A 14,247-nucleotide genomic window follows, 5' to 3' on the forward strand; every position below is an offset into this window, starting at 1 on the left:
TTAGCGGCTAAAAAGTCCAAAGAGTGTGGTTAAATGCAAAACATGTCACTGATGGATCAAACACTGCGTAAAATGAGAAAATATGGTAGTCAATCCGTCCAGGTAACACAGTCTTTGGAAGCGTTTGGCCGCTGTAAACCCCGTCCTGCTTTCCAGGACTGGATCTATCGCTTGAAGAAAGGCGAACGCTTGCCGCGAGGCCATTACTTTGCAGGCAAAAAACCAGGTCGCCCATTACAGATCATTGACGAGTTTTTTCATTCCCTGTGAAATCCGCTTTTTCACGCCATTAGGCAAAACGCGCATAGCACCTTCATGCTTAATGCTAATGTACGCGTATATTAGCATTAAGCAATATACCGATCAAATGAACTGACCGGATATATAAGGGAGCCAGACAGTCTATTTAGTACTTTTTGTTCTCACCGCTGCAGGTTCATTTTTTCCGGCAAGCAAAGCTGTCAACTGGTCGTTCAGCGTTTTCAGCGCCCTGAGTTCACCTGTCATGACCGCCTTTGCTTCCCGCGCATCCGTTGCTTCTTTCAGCGCTGTTTGACGGGCTTTCAGTTCAGAATCCAGCCGTTTTTGCAGGTCGCTTTCGCTCCGGGTATGTTGCGCCTTAATCTCTTTAATTTCGCCTGTGTGCTGCTCTCTGGCACTCTGCAACTCTGCTGCATGGCGTGTAGTGGCTTCTGCCAGTTTATTCTCGACCGCATCGAGCCGCTTTTGCAGATCGCTTTCACTCCGGGCATGTTGCCCCTTAAGTTCCTTAATTTCCCCTGCGTGCAGCTCCCTGACGCACTGCAATTCTGTCGAATGGCGCGTAGTAGCCTCGACCAGTTTATTCTCGGCCGCATCAAGCCGTTTTTGCAGGTCTGCCTGTTGCTGCCGGTGTTGTTCAGCGGCCTCTTTTCCGGCCTTCTCTGATTCACCAAGCTGTTTCTCTGTCGCGGTCAGACGTTCCCGCAGTTGAGCCAGTTCGACGGCCTGAGCCTGCTCTTTCCCCCGACTGTCGTCCAGCGCCGCCAGTGTGGTGCTGTGTTCGTCCCGCAGGGTATCCAGTGTTTCTTCCAGATCGTCAACGGTCTGTGCGGCGTCGGCCAGCTCGCGCTCGGCCTGTGCGGTCTGTTCACCCGCCGCGCGGGTCACTTCGGCTACCCGCCGTTCGGCGGCTCTGACAGCCTTATCATTTAACTCGGTAGCTAACTGGCTGATACGTTCGGCCAGTGCTGACGATACGGCCTTAACTTCTTCGGCCACTTCAACGGGCAACTCGGCCACAGGCTCGGCGGTGACTTCTGTCTGTGATGAAACATATTCATCCCACACCTGCTTAAGCCGCCCCGGATTACCCCCGCCAACCCGGTTACGCAACGCAAAGCCGGTAATGTTCCGCCCATCAGCCTGAAGTGCCAGACCAGCCTCAATAATCTGTTGTGGTTCAAATGTAACAGGTCTCATGATATCGCCCCCAAATATGAACTGTACATTCATTATACACAAAACAAATAAAAAAACAAAACTAACTAACTAACTAACTAACTAACTAACTAACTAACTAACTAACTAACTAACTAACTAACTAACTATATGCGTGACGTTGTAACCACAACAATTTTAGCGGCTAAAATTTCACGGTTATTTGTTTAGCTAAAAAAAGACATTGCAATACATGAATTGATGATGTATATTTTTTTGACGGTCTGGTGAGGTTTAGGCAACCTCCCTGTAAGGCGGGAAAGCGGAATGCAGCCATATGTAGTCAGATCGTGAAGTTTGTTGTAGCGTGCCTTATCGCCAACCGGCCTGAACCCCGTTTATCGGGGTTCCGCTGTTTTTAGGGGGCAGGAATTGTTGCTGAAAAAAAATCCCCGCATGGCGGGGATTCTGTAGCTGATCAAGTTATTGTTCTTGTAAGGCTCAGACCATTACTCCTACCCAACGATGGTGCCTGTTCTTTTTGTAGCTTTTCTTTCTGCTCTTTCGCCTGTCGCCGCATCAGATTTTCATGCGCACGGTGTGCGGCCCGCATTTCATCCCAGCCTTCGGCCAGGTCTGGTTTTTCATACCGTACTTTTGCCGTCGCCAGTTCATGTATGCGTGGGCCATGCAATCCCATACCGCCATGGATTTCTTTGACCGCTTCGAGCCTGTTCTGCAGACGACTCAGTAATGACTGCTGCTGCTGTACCTGCGACTGCCATTTCGTTTTCTGTCCGGGTAGAGCCAGAAATCCAGGCTGGCGACTCATCATTTGCTGCAGGATCGCTTCCTGTTTGCCTATCAGCGACTCCAGGCGGTTTTCAAGGTTTTCTGCCTGTGTCTCTTTTTCCGCTACTGCCGCTTCTACCGCATCCTTATATTCCTGCCCGATGTTACCGGCGTCAGTTTGCGAATCCTGCAAATGGGATGGGTCATTGATCAGCTGCTGCTCGTCATGCAGCTGCTGTACCTGCTCCTGGATATTTACGGCTTCCGACTCTGCGAGAAGGTCAGGTTTAATATCAGACTGCTGACGAGGGGGGGAAGTATCCCGGACCGCGCCGGGATTTTTAAATGTGGTAGTTGGTTTCATCCGGGACTCCTACGCTATTCGCTATCTGGAGAACTTCCGGCCCTGCTTCTCTGTGGCTGCTGCTACCTGAGCTTTACCGGAAGTCTGGTCATACGAAATACTCTTTTCCGTACCTATTTCTGGCAGTTTATCGAAATATTGGCGGTCGTGCTTGAAAATCTGCTTACCGACCTGCTGATATACTGATTGTTTATCTGCGTGTAAAATCGGACCATTATAAGAATTAGTTTTATCCGGCTCCCTGGACAGATAAAGCGGGTAGATGCCTGGCTTTATACTGCCTGCTTTATCAACGTTGTCATTTTTCCATTTGCCTGCATCTCCACTTTGCAGCACGCGCTGGCCGTTCATGACAAGAACACGTTGTTTGCTCATGTCGGTGTTACTCCTGGTGTTATCGTCAATCGTTTGTGTCGGTGGGACAGGACTGACTGCTTTTTTTATAATGTCAGTCAGCATGGATGAATCTGCGTTGATAACGGCCACATCACGCGCAAGATACAGTTTTAGTCTTGCATCATCATCTGTTGCCACCATAGACCAGTTCAGGTTCATACCGGCGTTTAAGGCCAGGTCTGACATAAACTGTCTCAGTGTCCGGCTGTTCCCCTCTCTGAATGGATGCAAAGCATCAAACTCGCTGTAATAATGTCCGAGACGCTCTGCCATTTTTTCGGGGGCCATTCTGTGAAAGAATTGCTCTTTCTCCAACATTTGAAAAAGTTTACTTAACTCTGGTTCAATGTAGGCTGAATCAGCATATACCACCTGATTCCCCAACCGCTCTTTGACCATCATCCCGGTATTTTCCCGGAATTCTCCGGCCCAGGGATAAATGCCAGTAAAAATGCGTTTGTGAGTTTCCTTGAGGCGCTGTTCATCGAAGGGCCCAAGGATGGGACTTTCTTCCAGTTGTGACAAATTAAGCGCTACTGTGTCTCGCTCAAATGCTTCAAGCTGTTTTTTATCCCTGATATCAGCCGTATTGATAAGAACATCAGTACCCGGATAAAAATAAGGGTCTTTATTATCACTCATACCTGGTTTTGTTTTGCACGTTGAGCGTGATATTCGTATATCTCTGCTCTGCCCTGCTCGTAAGTAATATCACCGGCAATGATACGTTGTTTGATACCTTCATAGAGAGAAGTTCCGCTAGGGTCCATTCCTTCAAGCCGCAGACTTGCCTCAGCTTTTTCGAATCCTCCTGCCCTGACTGAACTTTTAGACATGGTTCCTCCGGTAACAATTTGTTTAGCTATATATTATAATATTTTAGCGGCTAAAATCATGCAATACTGCAAAATTATCAAAAAAATCCCGCCATCGCGGGATTTTTAGCAAGTAGTGATAATCATTATCCTTCCATAAGGCAAATAATTTTCACATTTTCGAGATTTAATTCTTCTTCCACCCCCGTTGAATCAAATTTAATCCAGGCCAATCCCTCTTCGCTTGGACGTTTAGTGAGGATCAAACGCCCCTGCTCCCCCATGTACTCCACGATGACAATTGCCTTTTTAAATTTATCAGGGTCCGTTTCCTTTTCTGGCGTCTTACGGACCTTATCTGTTACATCGTTATTATCATGACCATCAGTTTCTTCCTCATCAGCATCTGCATCTGCACGACCGTTAAAAGCGTCAATGGTGTCAGGATCGCGCTTACTGGATTCTTTTTCATCAAGAAACTCACGGAAAACCTTAACCGCACTACGGGTAATATCTTCACCTTCATTTTCTTCAAGTAGCTTTTGAACTTCTTCCTGATCTTGCTTATACGCCGTAACCAGTTCATTAACTACTGTAACATCACGGATTAGACCACTATTAAAAGCATCCGCAATACAATCAGGTAGATCCAGTAACGCGGCGTGCTGAGTAACAAACGCTGGCGACTTGCCAAGCGTTTTAGCTATCTGAGATTTCGATACACCTGCCGCCAGTTTACGGCCAATGTGTACGGCGATTTCACGCGCGGTCAGATCATTACGCTGGATATTTTCAATAACCTGATCATCGTCAGAATAATCATTATCAATAAATGCCGGGATCTGCTTTTTACCTGCAGCTTTACTTCCACGCCAGCGGCGCTCACCATGATTTATAACATAGCGTCCTGGTTTGTCTGGATTCTCACGCACAGATATCGGCATTTTCACACCACGCGCTTTAATGGTTCCGGCCAGTTCGTTAATGGATTCATCTGAGAATCCTGGATTATCCTGCTGGCGCGGCTGATTTGGGTCTGGATCGATTGCATCTACATTCAGCATCAGTGGTTTCCCATCAGCTCCTGCAGACGCATCAAGAAAGTCTGAGAGATCACCAACGGTATCAAGGCCAAGGCCGGAAGAATTTTTTTTAGTCATTATGCAATCTCCATCTTAGTAAAAACATGATCGGCCAGTGCTCTCATTTCCTGGCTGGCTTTACGTGCTGCTGTCTTCTTTATTTTCCAGACAGGGACATGTGAAGCCAGTGCATCAGCAATGCTGCTTCGCAACCCGACAGACACAGGAACCATTAACGTAGGGTAGGCCGTCTGCAGCTCCTGCAGGTGGTTTACATGGCGAGGATTGCGGCCATCTACCTTACTTGGAACCATACCAATAAATTCCAGCTTGCTGTTCATTTTGCGTTTCACCTGGGTGAAGGTGGTAAGCATCTTTTTAATACCCTGAATTGAGTACACCTCAAGCTCAATAGGGCATACCACAAAATCAGCGCTCGCCAGCGCAACGATAAGCGCATTGTTAACCGTAGGCGCTGTATCAATCAGGCAGACGTCAAAGCCACTGTCGGCCAACTGCTGCAGGTTATGGCGGAACTGCTTCACCATTGCCGGCAGATTTAGTTTTTCTACGTTTGCCAGTTGAATATCCGACTCAATGAGAGAAATACCGCTCTCAGGCATTTGGGTAAAGCGAGTTGGCTCGATCTCGCCCCACATTTCATTCGCTTTAATGCCGGACGAGAACTGTTTCAGAGTAAAAGAGGCGTTGCCCTGGGTATCCATATCGATTACAGCAACCCGCTTGCCTCGTTCTGAAAAATCAAATGCCAGATGAACCAGGGTGGAAGTCTTGCCAACTCCCCCTTTTTGATTTGCTGTAACCAATACTTTCATAGCCATCGCTATTCTTCCTGTTTACGTTTTGCCTCGTCAGCCCACTTTTTAACAATGAAAGCCTGCCGTTCCGGTAACACGACTTCAACACGTACAAAACCGTCAGGTACTTCTTGTTTATAGGCATCCCACACTCGGTTAACCGCCTGCGAAACAGCCCCGCGAGAAATATCCAGTGTTTCAACAAAATACTTCTGCGGCTTCCCGTCAACCAGTACACCGTAAGCTATATCAAGCGTTTGCTTGCCAACATTCAGGCTTCGGGTAACTCTTGCAAAAACCTCTTCTGTCAGGCGTTTTTTTTCACTTTTTTCATCGCCACTTTTGGCTATTTGCGGGTCATTACTATTAAACGTCATCATAAATTCACTTCCAGATTCAACGTCTTTGACTCAATGACACCACAAACATAGTTTAGCTAAACTATGTTTATTGGTCAATCATTTTAGCCGCTAAAATTCATTTTTTCGTGGATATAACGAAAATAAGGGTGACCATTTTTTTCTGTGAAACACTCTCGATGAAAATCACATTAAAAATTTCAAAAGTGCTTTCCTGATGCTCCTATAATCTCATTGTTTAGCTAAATTAAATTTAGCTAAACAATAATATCAGTGCAAGAACTTTAAAGTGGGGTTGTAGGGTTCGACGCTCAACGGAGCGAAAACTCACGTTAGGCGTGAAAGGTTGTCTGAAAAATCGATTTATGGACAGCTGTGTCCGTTAAATGCCATTTAGCGATTAAAAACACTCTGTTTTGAGCGCGTTTTTCACTGTCCACAATGTTTTGATTTATCGGACAAAAAGTCCTTAACGTGTGAAACCGTTCCGTTGAGCGTCAACCCCCTAATGGGAGCGAAGCTACAAAATGCGACATCTGACTCTGATTAAGTTGCCCCCCTGGAAATGTAAATTATCCCCCACTAAATTCCTTATGTAACACTACGGCCAGTGCCGATGGATTTTCCCAGGACATTGAGTGTCCAGCTTCTGGTAGGTGTAACGGCTCGCAATCGAAACTTCACCGACTCGCAATAATCCCGTTTTTCGGCTCGGATTAAGTGCAAATGAAAAATGCTTCCGGCTCACATTAAGTGATAATCGGCTCGCAATCAGCCAGACGGACTCGCAATCCATTTTGACTGACTCACAATAACTGCAAATGAGAAAAATGTCTCATTTGGCTCTAGAGGTCGAATGTTGGTTGTCTCGTAAATCTGGTTCAAATCCTTATGAGGCGGCGTTACTGTCTCATCGGCCTGTCTGTTTTGGGTAGACCCGAATTAGACATGTGGCGCGTGTACTGGCGCAAATTTCGTTTTCACTTAGCGTGAGCCCAGAAATTTTGATTGCGAGCCAGCGGCGATAAATGCGAGTCCATTTGCAGTTATTGTGAGTCCGTGCCCGATTTCAGTTGCAGTTAATGTGAGCCAAAATTTGCGCTGATTGCGAGTCCGACTGTTTTCGATTGCGAGCCGTTACAGGTAGGGGTCAGTTTGGATATAGAAAATTATTGTACGGTAAGCCTGTTTTTTGAACAGGCTTACCTGTAGCAATAGGGTGTACTCCCGCGCTATACGCCGTTTCCCGGAGATTTTATCTAATCGGATAACCTAAATGCGATACTGAATACGCGATAATTTAAAAGCGATAGCCACTGCCACTAAATCAATACCTTACGCGTTGGAATGGTTAAATAATGCGCTAAAGGTACATTAATTTCCGATCTCCAAACTCACCCCTAATTGTTGTATTGCAGGTTAAAAAGGTGAAAGGTTAGAATGTTTACAGTTGACTAATTCATTTTTAGCCAACGGAGTGTTTATTAACTAATATGGGATTAATCAATATGTTAGATGGCGATGATTTATCAAGACAGTTAGCTTTTGATGCTGGCTGTATAGTTGCTTATGATGTTAAAGATGGTATGGAGATTTCGTCTTTTGGTCATGAATGTGATGATAGCTACGATTTAATTCATGACGATGAAGTTTTTAAGTTTGTTAGTCGTTCTTTGTTTGAACGTTATTCTTCTTATGAAAATGAAGATGATGAGCCTCTTTATCGTCCTTTAAGGGAAACTCTTTCTGAAGATGAGCTATCGTCTGCATTTAATGAATTTATGATGAATCTTGTTTTTTTCAGATTAAATAAAAACATTCCGGTTGATAATCTTGAGGTTATACGTTCTATTCTTCGTGAAAACTGTTATTTCCCGCCTGAATATGTATTTATTAAGGGTCAGATAGTCGATGACTTTTAATATTGAAAAAGGCCTGGCTAAATGCCGGGCTTAAAAACACACTGTTTTGAGCGCGTTTTTCACTTTCCACAATGTTATGATTTATCGGACAAACGAAAAACCTCATCAATCAAGGCCTACAAGGTTTAAATCTTCTTGTTCCTGGATAACCTTAAGGTTCATTCTGATGCTGTTATTTAAATCTACGCAATTGGCGTGAGTGAGTTTAACTTCCTTTATGATGTCGCCTGCTGCACGCGTTTGCCCGTGTATCTCCTGTAGAATAGCGCACGCCGTCAATATACCTTTTTCATAATTTGTTAACTTTTTCATATATTTATCGCTCCCATTACCGCCATTTTTAAATCGGCTTTAATAATCAAAAATTGCTTAACGTGAGTTTTCGCTCCTTTGAGCGTCGCCCCCCCCTTAACGGCGTAATTTCTTTTTTTTTGTTCGGGCTTGTTCAATTTCCTGACTTGCCACTTTCTTGAACCAGGCTGGCAGATCAGATGAAAGTCGTTTTGTCTTTTCTCTATCTGTAGAAAGCAACAATCGCCGTCTGTTGTAGCTGTTATCAAATACCCACACCCGGTCAGCGACAGCCATTGCTTTAGGTAAATTGGCAACAGAACGCTCATATCGCCTGAAAATATCCTGAATCGGCACATTGTGACCACCAAGACTTACACGTTGGTTAACACGCGCTACCGACATACCCACATCTTTTATCCCCACATAGATTAGGTTAATTTTGTAGCCTGCAGCTGCCGCCTGCTGCATCATTTTAACTTCCCCCATTCCTGTGAGAGTCGTCTCTACAGCGAAAGTGCGACTGTTTTTGAGGTTTTCTGTTCTCAGCAAGAGCGCCTGCTCTCCTGCCTTTCGATTACTTATACCCTGCTCACGAGCAATATCATCAGGATTTATAACCTCTATTTTCCCCATCATATGACGCTTAACTAAGGTAGATTTACCAGCTCCATTAGGTCCGGCAATAACCCACAACTGAGGACGCATCAGGCTTTAACCTCAACTACTTTTTCGGTGCCAGTCATAAAGCTAACCAGCTCCTTGCGACCATCGGGATATTCTTTAATAACACACCCTTCTGGCGTATTTCGTTCAGCGTAATAAATGGGTACGCCACTCAGGAGATTAGCGCGGGCCTCTTCACCTGCATCATATTCAAGTTGTCTATCAAAAACGGTAAAGAACCGAGCCTCGTCAGATGCAGTCATTTCGGCCAGATGAGATAAATCCATATTCATGATTATGCCCCTGTAATATATTCTCTTGGTAATTTTCATTCATTATACCATCGCAAAACCACGGCATTCTACGGCGCTTTAGGTTTCCAGGTAGCTATGATGTAAGTCAGTACAGCCAGAATAAGAAAACTAAGCACGAACGGCCACGCTGCAGAAAATGCGCCTTGATCCCATTTAAAGAGCATTTTGAAAAACTGCACAATAACATTCGCAATCAGAAGGAATCGAACAGGAATCCAGAGGATAACCAATACCATGTACACCGCCGCAATAATACCATGAACAATATTACGCAGCGTGTTATCTGAGGCTTGACCCACTGTATTTTTGACTGGCTGCACCTGCTTCTGTTTATGACTCTCATTCCGGGGAAATTTAACTACGTTGGTCATACTGGCCTCCTGCTGGATGGATACACTGAAACCGGTTGGTTATTGTCCTTGATGAGGATAGCGCTAATGTTGGTCTTGAGTGAGCTAAAGCCAAAAACGCTATGTTTGAGCATGGTAAGACTGTAGCCGCTGCGCCTGCAGTGGGTATGGATAAGTGTATTTTTCATCGGAGTTCTCCGGTAGCTGACCTGAGATGTTTACCCGGCCGTCACAAATATTATAGGACATTTTGTCCTGTTCTGCAATTTTAGCGGCTAAATTTCTTTTCACACCTTCCAGATTTTACCCAGTCCTGCATATTCAACCAGGATGGCCCATGCTGAAAAAGGAATGGGTGTATCGCCACCAATCCAGCGCCTGACAGTTCGACTGTCTTTCAGGCCAGTCAGTGTGGCTACTTTACTTCCTGTTAACGCTGCTATCTGCATTAAAGTACGAATTTCTTCTGGCGTCGGACAAACCCATCCCGCACCAAAGGGTAAAAAACATTCTGACCTGATTGAGACAGGGTAGGGTTTAGTTTGCATTCACGATTCACCTGTTTTGTTGTCTTCCAGTAATTTCAGTTGATCAACATTATAAAAAGTACGAACACAAGCAGGGTCAAAATCAACTACCTGTGTTCCGCGACGGTTGATTCGATAACGGATAGGCTTATCTTCATGCGCCTCCACGCATCCTGAATCGTATATCGTAACGATTTTTACAATAGTGCCAATATTTTTAGCAAACACCGGATGATGTACACTCACTATTTCACAGCGAGCACCAACGTAAAATTCCTTATAGCGCTGAACCGTAATCATCCGATCCTTGTATTCTTTCGGTCGTTCCTTTGCCAGCTGCTTACGCCGTTCGCTTTCGGCCCGCATAGCCTCTCTTTCAGCCTCCCGTTCTCGCTGTATAATAGCTGTAATACGTTCCTGGGCTGCTACAGACCATTTCCGGGCGATAAATGCTTTAGAGGCGGGTAATAACGCCTCTACCCGAACAAAGCCGTCAGGGAGCGTTAGAGGCGTTCTGTCAGGAGGCGGCGAAATTGATTTTAACCAATCAGGCAAAGGCTCAGATGCCAGCCTGTCACGGGAATCAGCAGCGATAAAAGCAGGTTTCTTTCTGGCGTCAATCAGGCTTTGAAATACACGGGATACGTGTGCATCAACGGTTTCTCCAGGTCTGACATCTGAAAGCTGTACGAAATGCGAACGATACCCTGTTTCGGATATAAAGGGTGCGCCTAAATCAACGGCATGAAATGAGGTGGAAAGATAACCCATCATACATCCGGCTTCGACCTTTACCTTTGCTCGCATACCACTGAAACTTTCAATGATAAAATCACCGTGCTGGCCCCACATAGGAACGCTACCGTCATCAGCACGGCAATATTCACTGATAACATGAGCCGCTTCATGTTCACCGGCATTACACCCAAAGAAGGTTTTACCGTTCATTTTCCAGATACAGGCTTCAAACCGGTACACAGCATCATGACGCTGTTGCGGATCTCCGGTCATACAGGCTTTATTCAAATCAATTAGCGCTGAGTACGCCGCGTCCAGAATGCGATGGTCGTCCGGCAGCTGCTGCGCAATGGCTTCCATTTGCTGATCGCGAGAGTCATCGCCAGGATAATGTTTTGACATATTAAACCCCTGAAAAATCCCCTGCAGAGCAGGGGATAAAGACTCACTTAATCGATGGCCGCACGGAACTGCGCATATTCTTGATGCCCGCTGGCGTAATCAAATAACTGATGATAATAAGCACAGCATCTTTCTGAAAATGGCAGATTAGAATTAGCAAGCTGGGCCAGCACAAAACTGGTTGCCACCATACCTGCAGCTTCTGCGCTTAACAAACCGTCAAAGTAATTACCCTGAACAGAAATACGGTAATGCTCACGGCTGTTTGGGTCCATAAAATAACCACCATTTGAAAGCTCATAAAAATCCCACTCACCACCATCGTAATGGGCTTCAATTTTATCCAGCGCATTACTTAAATATTGGCTTTTATTTTCAGGACTTAATTTACGCATCCAGTTATAAGTGTGGTTTTCCACTAAATGCCAGTATTGGCCGAAAAATTTCGGCATAAACATCAGGCGTTCTTCATAATCTGTAAGTTTACGAGCAGTAACGATAACTTCATCATTCATCGGAATTCTCCGGTAGTTGACCTGAGTGACTTACCCGGCCTTCACAAACATTATAGGACATTTTGTCCTATAATGTGAAGTGTTTTATTCTATTTTCCCACAAATTCAGAATACAGCATCCAGCCAAAGACAATGATACATGCAATATCAAAAAATAGAGAGCAGTATAAATAAACACCTTCTGCTTTAATAATTTTTGTGAAGTGTGAATTAAACAAATCAGCACTTATATTCTCTTTGAGATCTTTATTCATTTTCTTGGCGTCAATCATTGCGTGAATAGACTTTATTAAATTGTGACAACTTGCAAGTAATGAAAAAGTAAACACAAACAGATATAAATCCTTTTTGGTTCCCACCTCAAGCAGATAGTAAATAAATGATGCAATGATCAAAACAAAGAAAACGGCAGATACTATTGACTGGATAATGCAACGTTTTCTATCCCATTTTATAAAACTTAAAAATGGTTCCTTCTTCCAGACTTCTTCTTCATTGTCACCATTTCCAGGTAGATCATACTTACCATCTAAAACTTTCTTTAAAAACTGACTACGCTTGATTAAATTCATCATTACCGCAAAAGTTATATACGACAAACCAGCAACAACCATTGCAAAATAAAATTGCGGGAATGTAGAAAATACCGTTTCAAAATGCGCATTATCATTCATATAAGTTCCTTCTTATTTTCCAAAACTACCCAACACTTCGCACCATCATACTCGTTACCGCCTTCGGTAATAAAAATATGCTCACTGGAATCAACAGCGATTGCTACAGGTCTTTCATGTTGAGGATCACGCAGGCAGTTTTTCCAGCCGTAAACCGCATCATTCCAGATAAGCACAATGCCGCTATCAGCATGTTCCGGGTTCTGTAATCGCCAGCTCCGGGCTATTTCTACGTAATTGATCATCAACCTGCCTCCGCGAGCAGATCCTGAATAGGGCGGAAATGGTTATTCGCTATAATATTTCGGCTCTCCCAACGGTCATGAGCGGCCTGCAGGTTAATCCAGAAATCTTCATCAGTCTGGAACAATACGGCCAGCTGTGAGGCTTCTGCTACGCTGATACGGCGGCTATTATTGATTATCTGGCCGATAACTTTCCGGGACACCCCCATTACCAGCGCCAGCTCAGCCTGGGTGATGTTCAGCGGCTTTAAAAACTCTTCTGACAGCATTTCGCCTACAGTGGTTGGTTCTGCGGTGATCGTATCCATATTCCCCCCCTAGCGGTACTTATGTGGATCGAGATAAATGTCGTAAGCATGGCCATCGCGCCAGCGAAAGATTAGACGCCACTGAATGCTCACCCGAATGCTTGACCATCCAGCGAGATTACCCTGCAAGCGTTCATAATTGTTACCGGGCGGCGAGAACAATGACTTTTCACTGCTGGCAGCGGCCAGAAGAGACAGCTTACGGCGAAGCGGCTTTTCAATGATGGCCGGTATCTGTGCGCTCCGTGTCCCATGCACGTAGAACGTTGCAAGCTCACCGTTCTGGCCGTCCTTAAAGCTACCAATCATTCCAGCGCTCCATCATATTATTGAGTGTTCATTATATCATCAAATACGACCAATGCAACCAAAATGGAACATGAAGATACCGATTTGGCACATTTGGGAATGATCCAATCGCGCATAACGATCCTAAGACGATCGCTTTAAAGCCCTTCTTTCTGGCGTAAACCCTTGCTGTCTTATAGCGGCTCAGAATTTCGATGTGTGCCTGGTATTTTTAGCGAGTATCTATAACCGGCAAAGGTACTTTGCCGAGAGCGAAGCGGCCTAAGCTCGCGAAGCGAGTGAGTCATTTTGGGGTGAAGACCGCTTGCGGTCGAGGGGCTTGCCCCTGGGGGGATGGGAGGCCGCTTGCGGCCGGGTGGGATTGAGAAGGGGGGTTTCCCCCCTTCGGGGGCGTTTATGGTTAAAAAAAGGGTTATATAAAGGGTTAAAAAAAGAGGTTATAGGTTAAAAGAGGGGTTAGAGGGTCAAAAAATAGGTTTTATGGTATTGATTTTAAAGATTTTTTTTTAAGTCGGTCTACCTCAAATGTCAATAATTCCTACCTCAAATGTCAATGATCCCTACCTCAAATATCAAAAAAACCTACTTCAAATGTCAATAGTTTCTACCTCAAATGTCATGATTTTCTACCTCAAGTGTCAATAGAAAATTGAGATAATCACAGACTTATCCACAGATATTGTGAATAAAACTAACAGTTTATTTAGCTAAACACCGAATGGTTTAAAAAATGTTCATCTAAACTGCTAATTTTCAGGATCATCGGAAGTGATCTACTTCAAGTGTCAATACGCCCTACCTCAAGTGTCAACACAGGGCCAATTTGCACACGGTTTATGCACCGCTCAGGCTATTTTCGAGAAGTTTAGCTACCTCATATGTCAATAGCCGGTGAATAACTAAGCCTTTGCATCAGCTTCACCTTGTTTCTCATCAGCAGC

21 protein-coding genes are annotated in these 14,247 nt (G+C 44.7%); 2 read left to right on the forward strand and 19 right to left on the reverse strand.

What is annotated here, in order from left to right; genetic code table 11:
- The first annotated feature begins 33 nt into the window (after positions 1-33).
- The gene (locus tag F4V72_RS23455; protein ID WP_136057859.1) at positions 34-270 is read left to right on the forward strand and encodes a hypothetical protein; all 237 of its coding nucleotides are present in this window, start codon (positions 34-36) and stop codon (positions 268-270) included.
- Positions 271-402: 132 nt separating this feature from the next.
- On the opposite strand, the gene F4V72_RS23460 is transcribed toward F4V72_RS23455, so the two are convergent.
- From F4V72_RS23460 to F4V72_RS23490, 7 genes are all read right to left on the reverse strand, one after another.
- Complete coding sequence (locus tag F4V72_RS23460) at positions 403-1,461, reverse strand: DNA-binding protein (RefSeq protein WP_136057858.1); 1,059 nt, start codon at positions 1,459-1,461, stop codon at positions 403-405.
- Positions 1,462-1,897: 436 nt separating this feature from the next.
- On the reverse strand, positions 1,898-2,575 hold the full coding sequence (locus F4V72_RS23465) for an IncP plasmid survival protein KfrC family protein (RefSeq protein WP_136057857.1): 678 nt from the start codon (positions 2,573-2,575) through the stop codon (positions 1,898-1,900).
- A gap of 21 nt (positions 2,576-2,596) precedes the next feature.
- The gene (locus F4V72_RS23470) at positions 2,597-3,613 is read right to left on the reverse strand and encodes a KfrB domain-containing protein (RefSeq protein WP_136057856.1); all 1,017 of its coding nucleotides are present in this window, start codon (positions 3,611-3,613) and stop codon (positions 2,597-2,599) included.
- Positions 3,610-3,807 (reverse strand): antitoxin VbhA family protein, encoded by a 198-nt coding sequence (locus F4V72_RS23475; RefSeq protein ID WP_136057855.1) that lies wholly within the window; start codon positions 3,805-3,807, stop codon positions 3,610-3,612. Before F4V72_RS23475 ends, F4V72_RS23470 begins: the two co-directional genes overlap by 4 nt.
- A 125-nt stretch (positions 3,808-3,932) precedes the next feature.
- Positions 3,933-4,946: a ParB/RepB/Spo0J family partition protein gene (locus F4V72_RS23480; protein WP_136057854.1), complete on the reverse strand. Its 1,014-nt coding sequence runs from the start codon at positions 4,944-4,946 to the stop codon at positions 3,933-3,935.
- Positions 4,946-5,710, reverse strand: coding sequence for a ParA family protein (locus tag F4V72_RS23485; protein WP_232081701.1), 765 nt, complete (start codon positions 5,708-5,710; stop codon positions 4,946-4,948). Before F4V72_RS23485 ends, F4V72_RS23480 begins: the two co-directional genes overlap by 1 nt.
- Positions 5,711-5,712: 2 nt before the next feature.
- A complete protein-coding gene (locus F4V72_RS23490; RefSeq protein WP_136057853.1) occupies positions 5,713-6,066 on the reverse strand; it encodes a TrfB-related DNA-binding protein in 354 nt (117 codons plus the stop codon).
- A gap of 1,487 nt (positions 6,067-7,553) precedes the next feature.
- Here F4V72_RS23490 and F4V72_RS23500 point away from each other — a divergent pair.
- Positions 7,554-7,967 carry a hypothetical protein gene (locus F4V72_RS23500; protein ID WP_136057852.1) on the forward strand — a complete coding sequence of 138 codons (414 nt, stop codon included), beginning with the start codon at positions 7,554-7,556 and terminating at the stop codon, positions 7,965-7,967.
- 105 nt (positions 7,968-8,072) lie between these two features.
- Here F4V72_RS23500 and F4V72_RS23505 read toward each other — a convergent pair whose 3' ends face one another.
- The 12 genes from F4V72_RS23505 to F4V72_RS23560 all read right to left on the reverse strand — a co-directional run bounded on the left by F4V72_RS23505 (position 8,073) and on the right by F4V72_RS23560 (position 13,306).
- On the reverse strand, positions 8,073-8,279 hold the full coding sequence (locus F4V72_RS23505) for a hypothetical protein (RefSeq protein ID WP_136057851.1): 207 nt from the start codon (positions 8,277-8,279) through the stop codon (positions 8,073-8,075).
- 96 nt (positions 8,280-8,375) lie between these two features.
- Positions 8,376-8,966, reverse strand: a complete 591-nt coding sequence (locus F4V72_RS23510) for a zeta toxin family protein (RefSeq protein ID WP_136057850.1) — start codon at positions 8,964-8,966, stop codon at positions 8,376-8,378.
- Positions 8,966-9,211, reverse strand: coding sequence for a hypothetical protein (locus tag F4V72_RS23515; protein WP_136057871.1), 246 nt, complete (start codon positions 9,209-9,211; stop codon positions 8,966-8,968). The genes F4V72_RS23510 and F4V72_RS23515 overlap by 1 nt, the downstream gene beginning before the upstream one ends.
- 74 nt (positions 9,212-9,285) lie before the next feature.
- Positions 9,286-9,609: a KleE stable inheritance protein gene (gene kleE, locus F4V72_RS23520; protein WP_136057849.1), complete on the reverse strand. Its 324-nt coding sequence runs from the start codon at positions 9,607-9,609 to the stop codon at positions 9,286-9,288.
- Complete coding sequence (locus tag F4V72_RS23525; RefSeq protein ID WP_136057848.1) at positions 9,606-9,776, reverse strand: DUF2688 domain-containing protein; 171 nt, start codon at positions 9,774-9,776, stop codon at positions 9,606-9,608. The genes kleE and F4V72_RS23525 overlap by 4 nt, the downstream gene beginning before the upstream one ends.
- A 99-nt stretch (positions 9,777-9,875) precedes the next feature.
- Positions 9,876-10,136, reverse strand: a complete 261-nt coding sequence (locus tag F4V72_RS23530; protein ID WP_136057847.1) for a transcriptional regulator — start codon at positions 10,134-10,136, stop codon at positions 9,876-9,878.
- Positions 10,137-11,255 carry a protein klcB gene (locus tag F4V72_RS23535; protein ID WP_136057846.1) on the reverse strand — a complete coding sequence of 373 codons (1,119 nt, stop codon included), beginning with the start codon at positions 11,253-11,255 and terminating at the stop codon, positions 10,137-10,139.
- Positions 11,256-11,302: 47 nt separating this feature from the next.
- A complete protein-coding gene (locus tag F4V72_RS23540; RefSeq protein WP_136057845.1) occupies positions 11,303-11,770 on the reverse strand; it encodes an antirestriction protein in 468 nt (155 codons plus the stop codon).
- Between the two features lie 89 nt (positions 11,771-11,859).
- Positions 11,860-12,444: a hypothetical protein gene (locus F4V72_RS23545; protein WP_136057844.1), complete on the reverse strand. Its 585-nt coding sequence runs from the start codon at positions 12,442-12,444 to the stop codon at positions 11,860-11,862.
- A complete protein-coding gene (locus F4V72_RS23550) occupies positions 12,441-12,689 on the reverse strand; it encodes an antirestriction protein ArdR (RefSeq protein WP_136057843.1) in 249 nt (82 codons plus the stop codon). Before F4V72_RS23550 ends, F4V72_RS23545 begins: the two co-directional genes overlap by 4 nt.
- Positions 12,689-12,997, reverse strand: a complete 309-nt coding sequence (locus F4V72_RS23555; RefSeq protein WP_003019666.1) for a HigA family addiction module antitoxin — start codon at positions 12,995-12,997, stop codon at positions 12,689-12,691. The genes F4V72_RS23550 and F4V72_RS23555 overlap by 1 nt, the downstream gene beginning before the upstream one ends.
- A 9-nt stretch (positions 12,998-13,006) precedes the next feature.
- Positions 13,007-13,306, reverse strand: coding sequence for a type II toxin-antitoxin system RelE/ParE family toxin (locus F4V72_RS23560; protein ID WP_003019663.1), 300 nt, complete (start codon positions 13,304-13,306; stop codon positions 13,007-13,009).
- Between the last annotated feature and the right edge of the window lie 941 nt (positions 13,307-14,247).

This window comes from Salmonella enterica subsp. diarizonae, assembly GCF_008692785.1.
Taxonomy (GTDB): Bacteria; Pseudomonadota; Gammaproteobacteria; order Enterobacterales; family Enterobacteriaceae; genus Salmonella; species Salmonella diarizonae.

What these genes read in the sequence shown, in the direction of transcription:
- F4V72_RS23525 (WP_136057848.1), bottom strand. Translation starts at nt 9,776, where the DNA reads ATGAAAAATACACTTATCCATACCCACTGCAGGCGCAGCGGCTACAGT.
- F4V72_RS23470 (WP_136057856.1), bottom strand. Translation starts at nt 3,613, where the DNA reads ATGAGTGATAATAAAGACCCTTATTTTTATCCGGGTACTGATGTTCTT.
- F4V72_RS23545 (WP_136057844.1), bottom strand. Translation starts at nt 12,444, where the DNA reads ATGAATGATAATGCGCATTTTGAAACGGTATTTTCTACATTCCCGCAA.
- F4V72_RS23510 (WP_136057850.1), bottom strand. Translation starts at nt 8,966, where the DNA reads ATGCGTCCTCAGTTGTGGGTTATTGCCGGACCTAATGGAGCTGGTAAA.
- F4V72_RS23465 (WP_136057857.1), bottom strand. Translation starts at nt 2,575, where the DNA reads ATGAAACCAACTACCACATTTAAAAATCCCGGCGCGGTCCGGGATACT.
- F4V72_RS23515 (WP_136057871.1), bottom strand. Translation starts at nt 9,211, where the DNA reads ATGGATTTATCTCATCTGGCCGAAATGACTGCATCTGACGAGGCTCGG.
- F4V72_RS23560 (WP_003019663.1), bottom strand. Translation starts at nt 13,306, where the DNA reads ATGATTGGTAGCTTTAAGGACGGCCAGAACGGTGAGCTTGCAACGTTC.
- F4V72_RS23530 (WP_136057847.1), bottom strand. Translation starts at nt 10,136, where the DNA reads ATGCAAACTAAACCCTACCCTGTCTCAATCAGGTCAGAATGTTTTTTA.
- kleE (WP_136057849.1), bottom strand. Translation starts at nt 9,609, where the DNA reads ATGACCAACGTAGTTAAATTTCCCCGGAATGAGAGTCATAAACAGAAG.
- F4V72_RS23485 (WP_232081701.1), bottom strand. Translation starts at nt 5,710, where the DNA reads ATGGCTATGAAAGTATTGGTTACAGCAAATCAAAAAGGGGGAGTTGGC.
- F4V72_RS23535 (WP_136057846.1), bottom strand. Translation starts at nt 11,255, where the DNA reads ATGTCAAAACATTATCCTGGCGATGACTCTCGCGATCAGCAAATGGAA.
- F4V72_RS23555 (WP_003019666.1), bottom strand. Translation starts at nt 12,997, where the DNA reads ATGGATACGATCACCGCAGAACCAACCACTGTAGGCGAAATGCTGTCA.
- F4V72_RS23460 (WP_136057858.1), bottom strand. Translation starts at nt 1,461, where the DNA reads ATGAGACCTGTTACATTTGAACCACAACAGATTATTGAGGCTGGTCTG.
- F4V72_RS23500 (WP_136057852.1), top strand. Translation starts at nt 7,554, where the DNA reads ATGTTAGATGGCGATGATTTATCAAGACAGTTAGCTTTTGATGCTGGC.
- F4V72_RS23475 (WP_136057855.1), bottom strand. Translation starts at nt 3,807, where the DNA reads ATGTCTAAAAGTTCAGTCAGGGCAGGAGGATTCGAAAAAGCTGAGGCA.
- F4V72_RS23480 (WP_136057854.1), bottom strand. Translation starts at nt 4,946, where the DNA reads ATGACTAAAAAAAATTCTTCCGGCCTTGGCCTTGATACCGTTGGTGAT.
- F4V72_RS23505 (WP_136057851.1), bottom strand. Translation starts at nt 8,279, where the DNA reads ATGAAAAAGTTAACAAATTATGAAAAAGGTATATTGACGGCGTGCGCT.
- F4V72_RS23540 (WP_136057845.1), bottom strand. Translation starts at nt 11,770, where the DNA reads ATGAATGATGAAGTTATCGTTACTGCTCGTAAACTTACAGATTATGAA.
- F4V72_RS23550 (WP_136057843.1), bottom strand. Translation starts at nt 12,689, where the DNA reads ATGATCAATTACGTAGAAATAGCCCGGAGCTGGCGATTACAGAACCCG.
- F4V72_RS23455 (WP_136057859.1), top strand. Translation starts at nt 34, where the DNA reads ATGCAAAACATGTCACTGATGGATCAAACACTGCGTAAAATGAGAAAA.
- F4V72_RS23490 (WP_136057853.1), bottom strand. Translation starts at nt 6,066, where the DNA reads ATGATGACGTTTAATAGTAATGACCCGCAAATAGCCAAAAGTGGCGAT.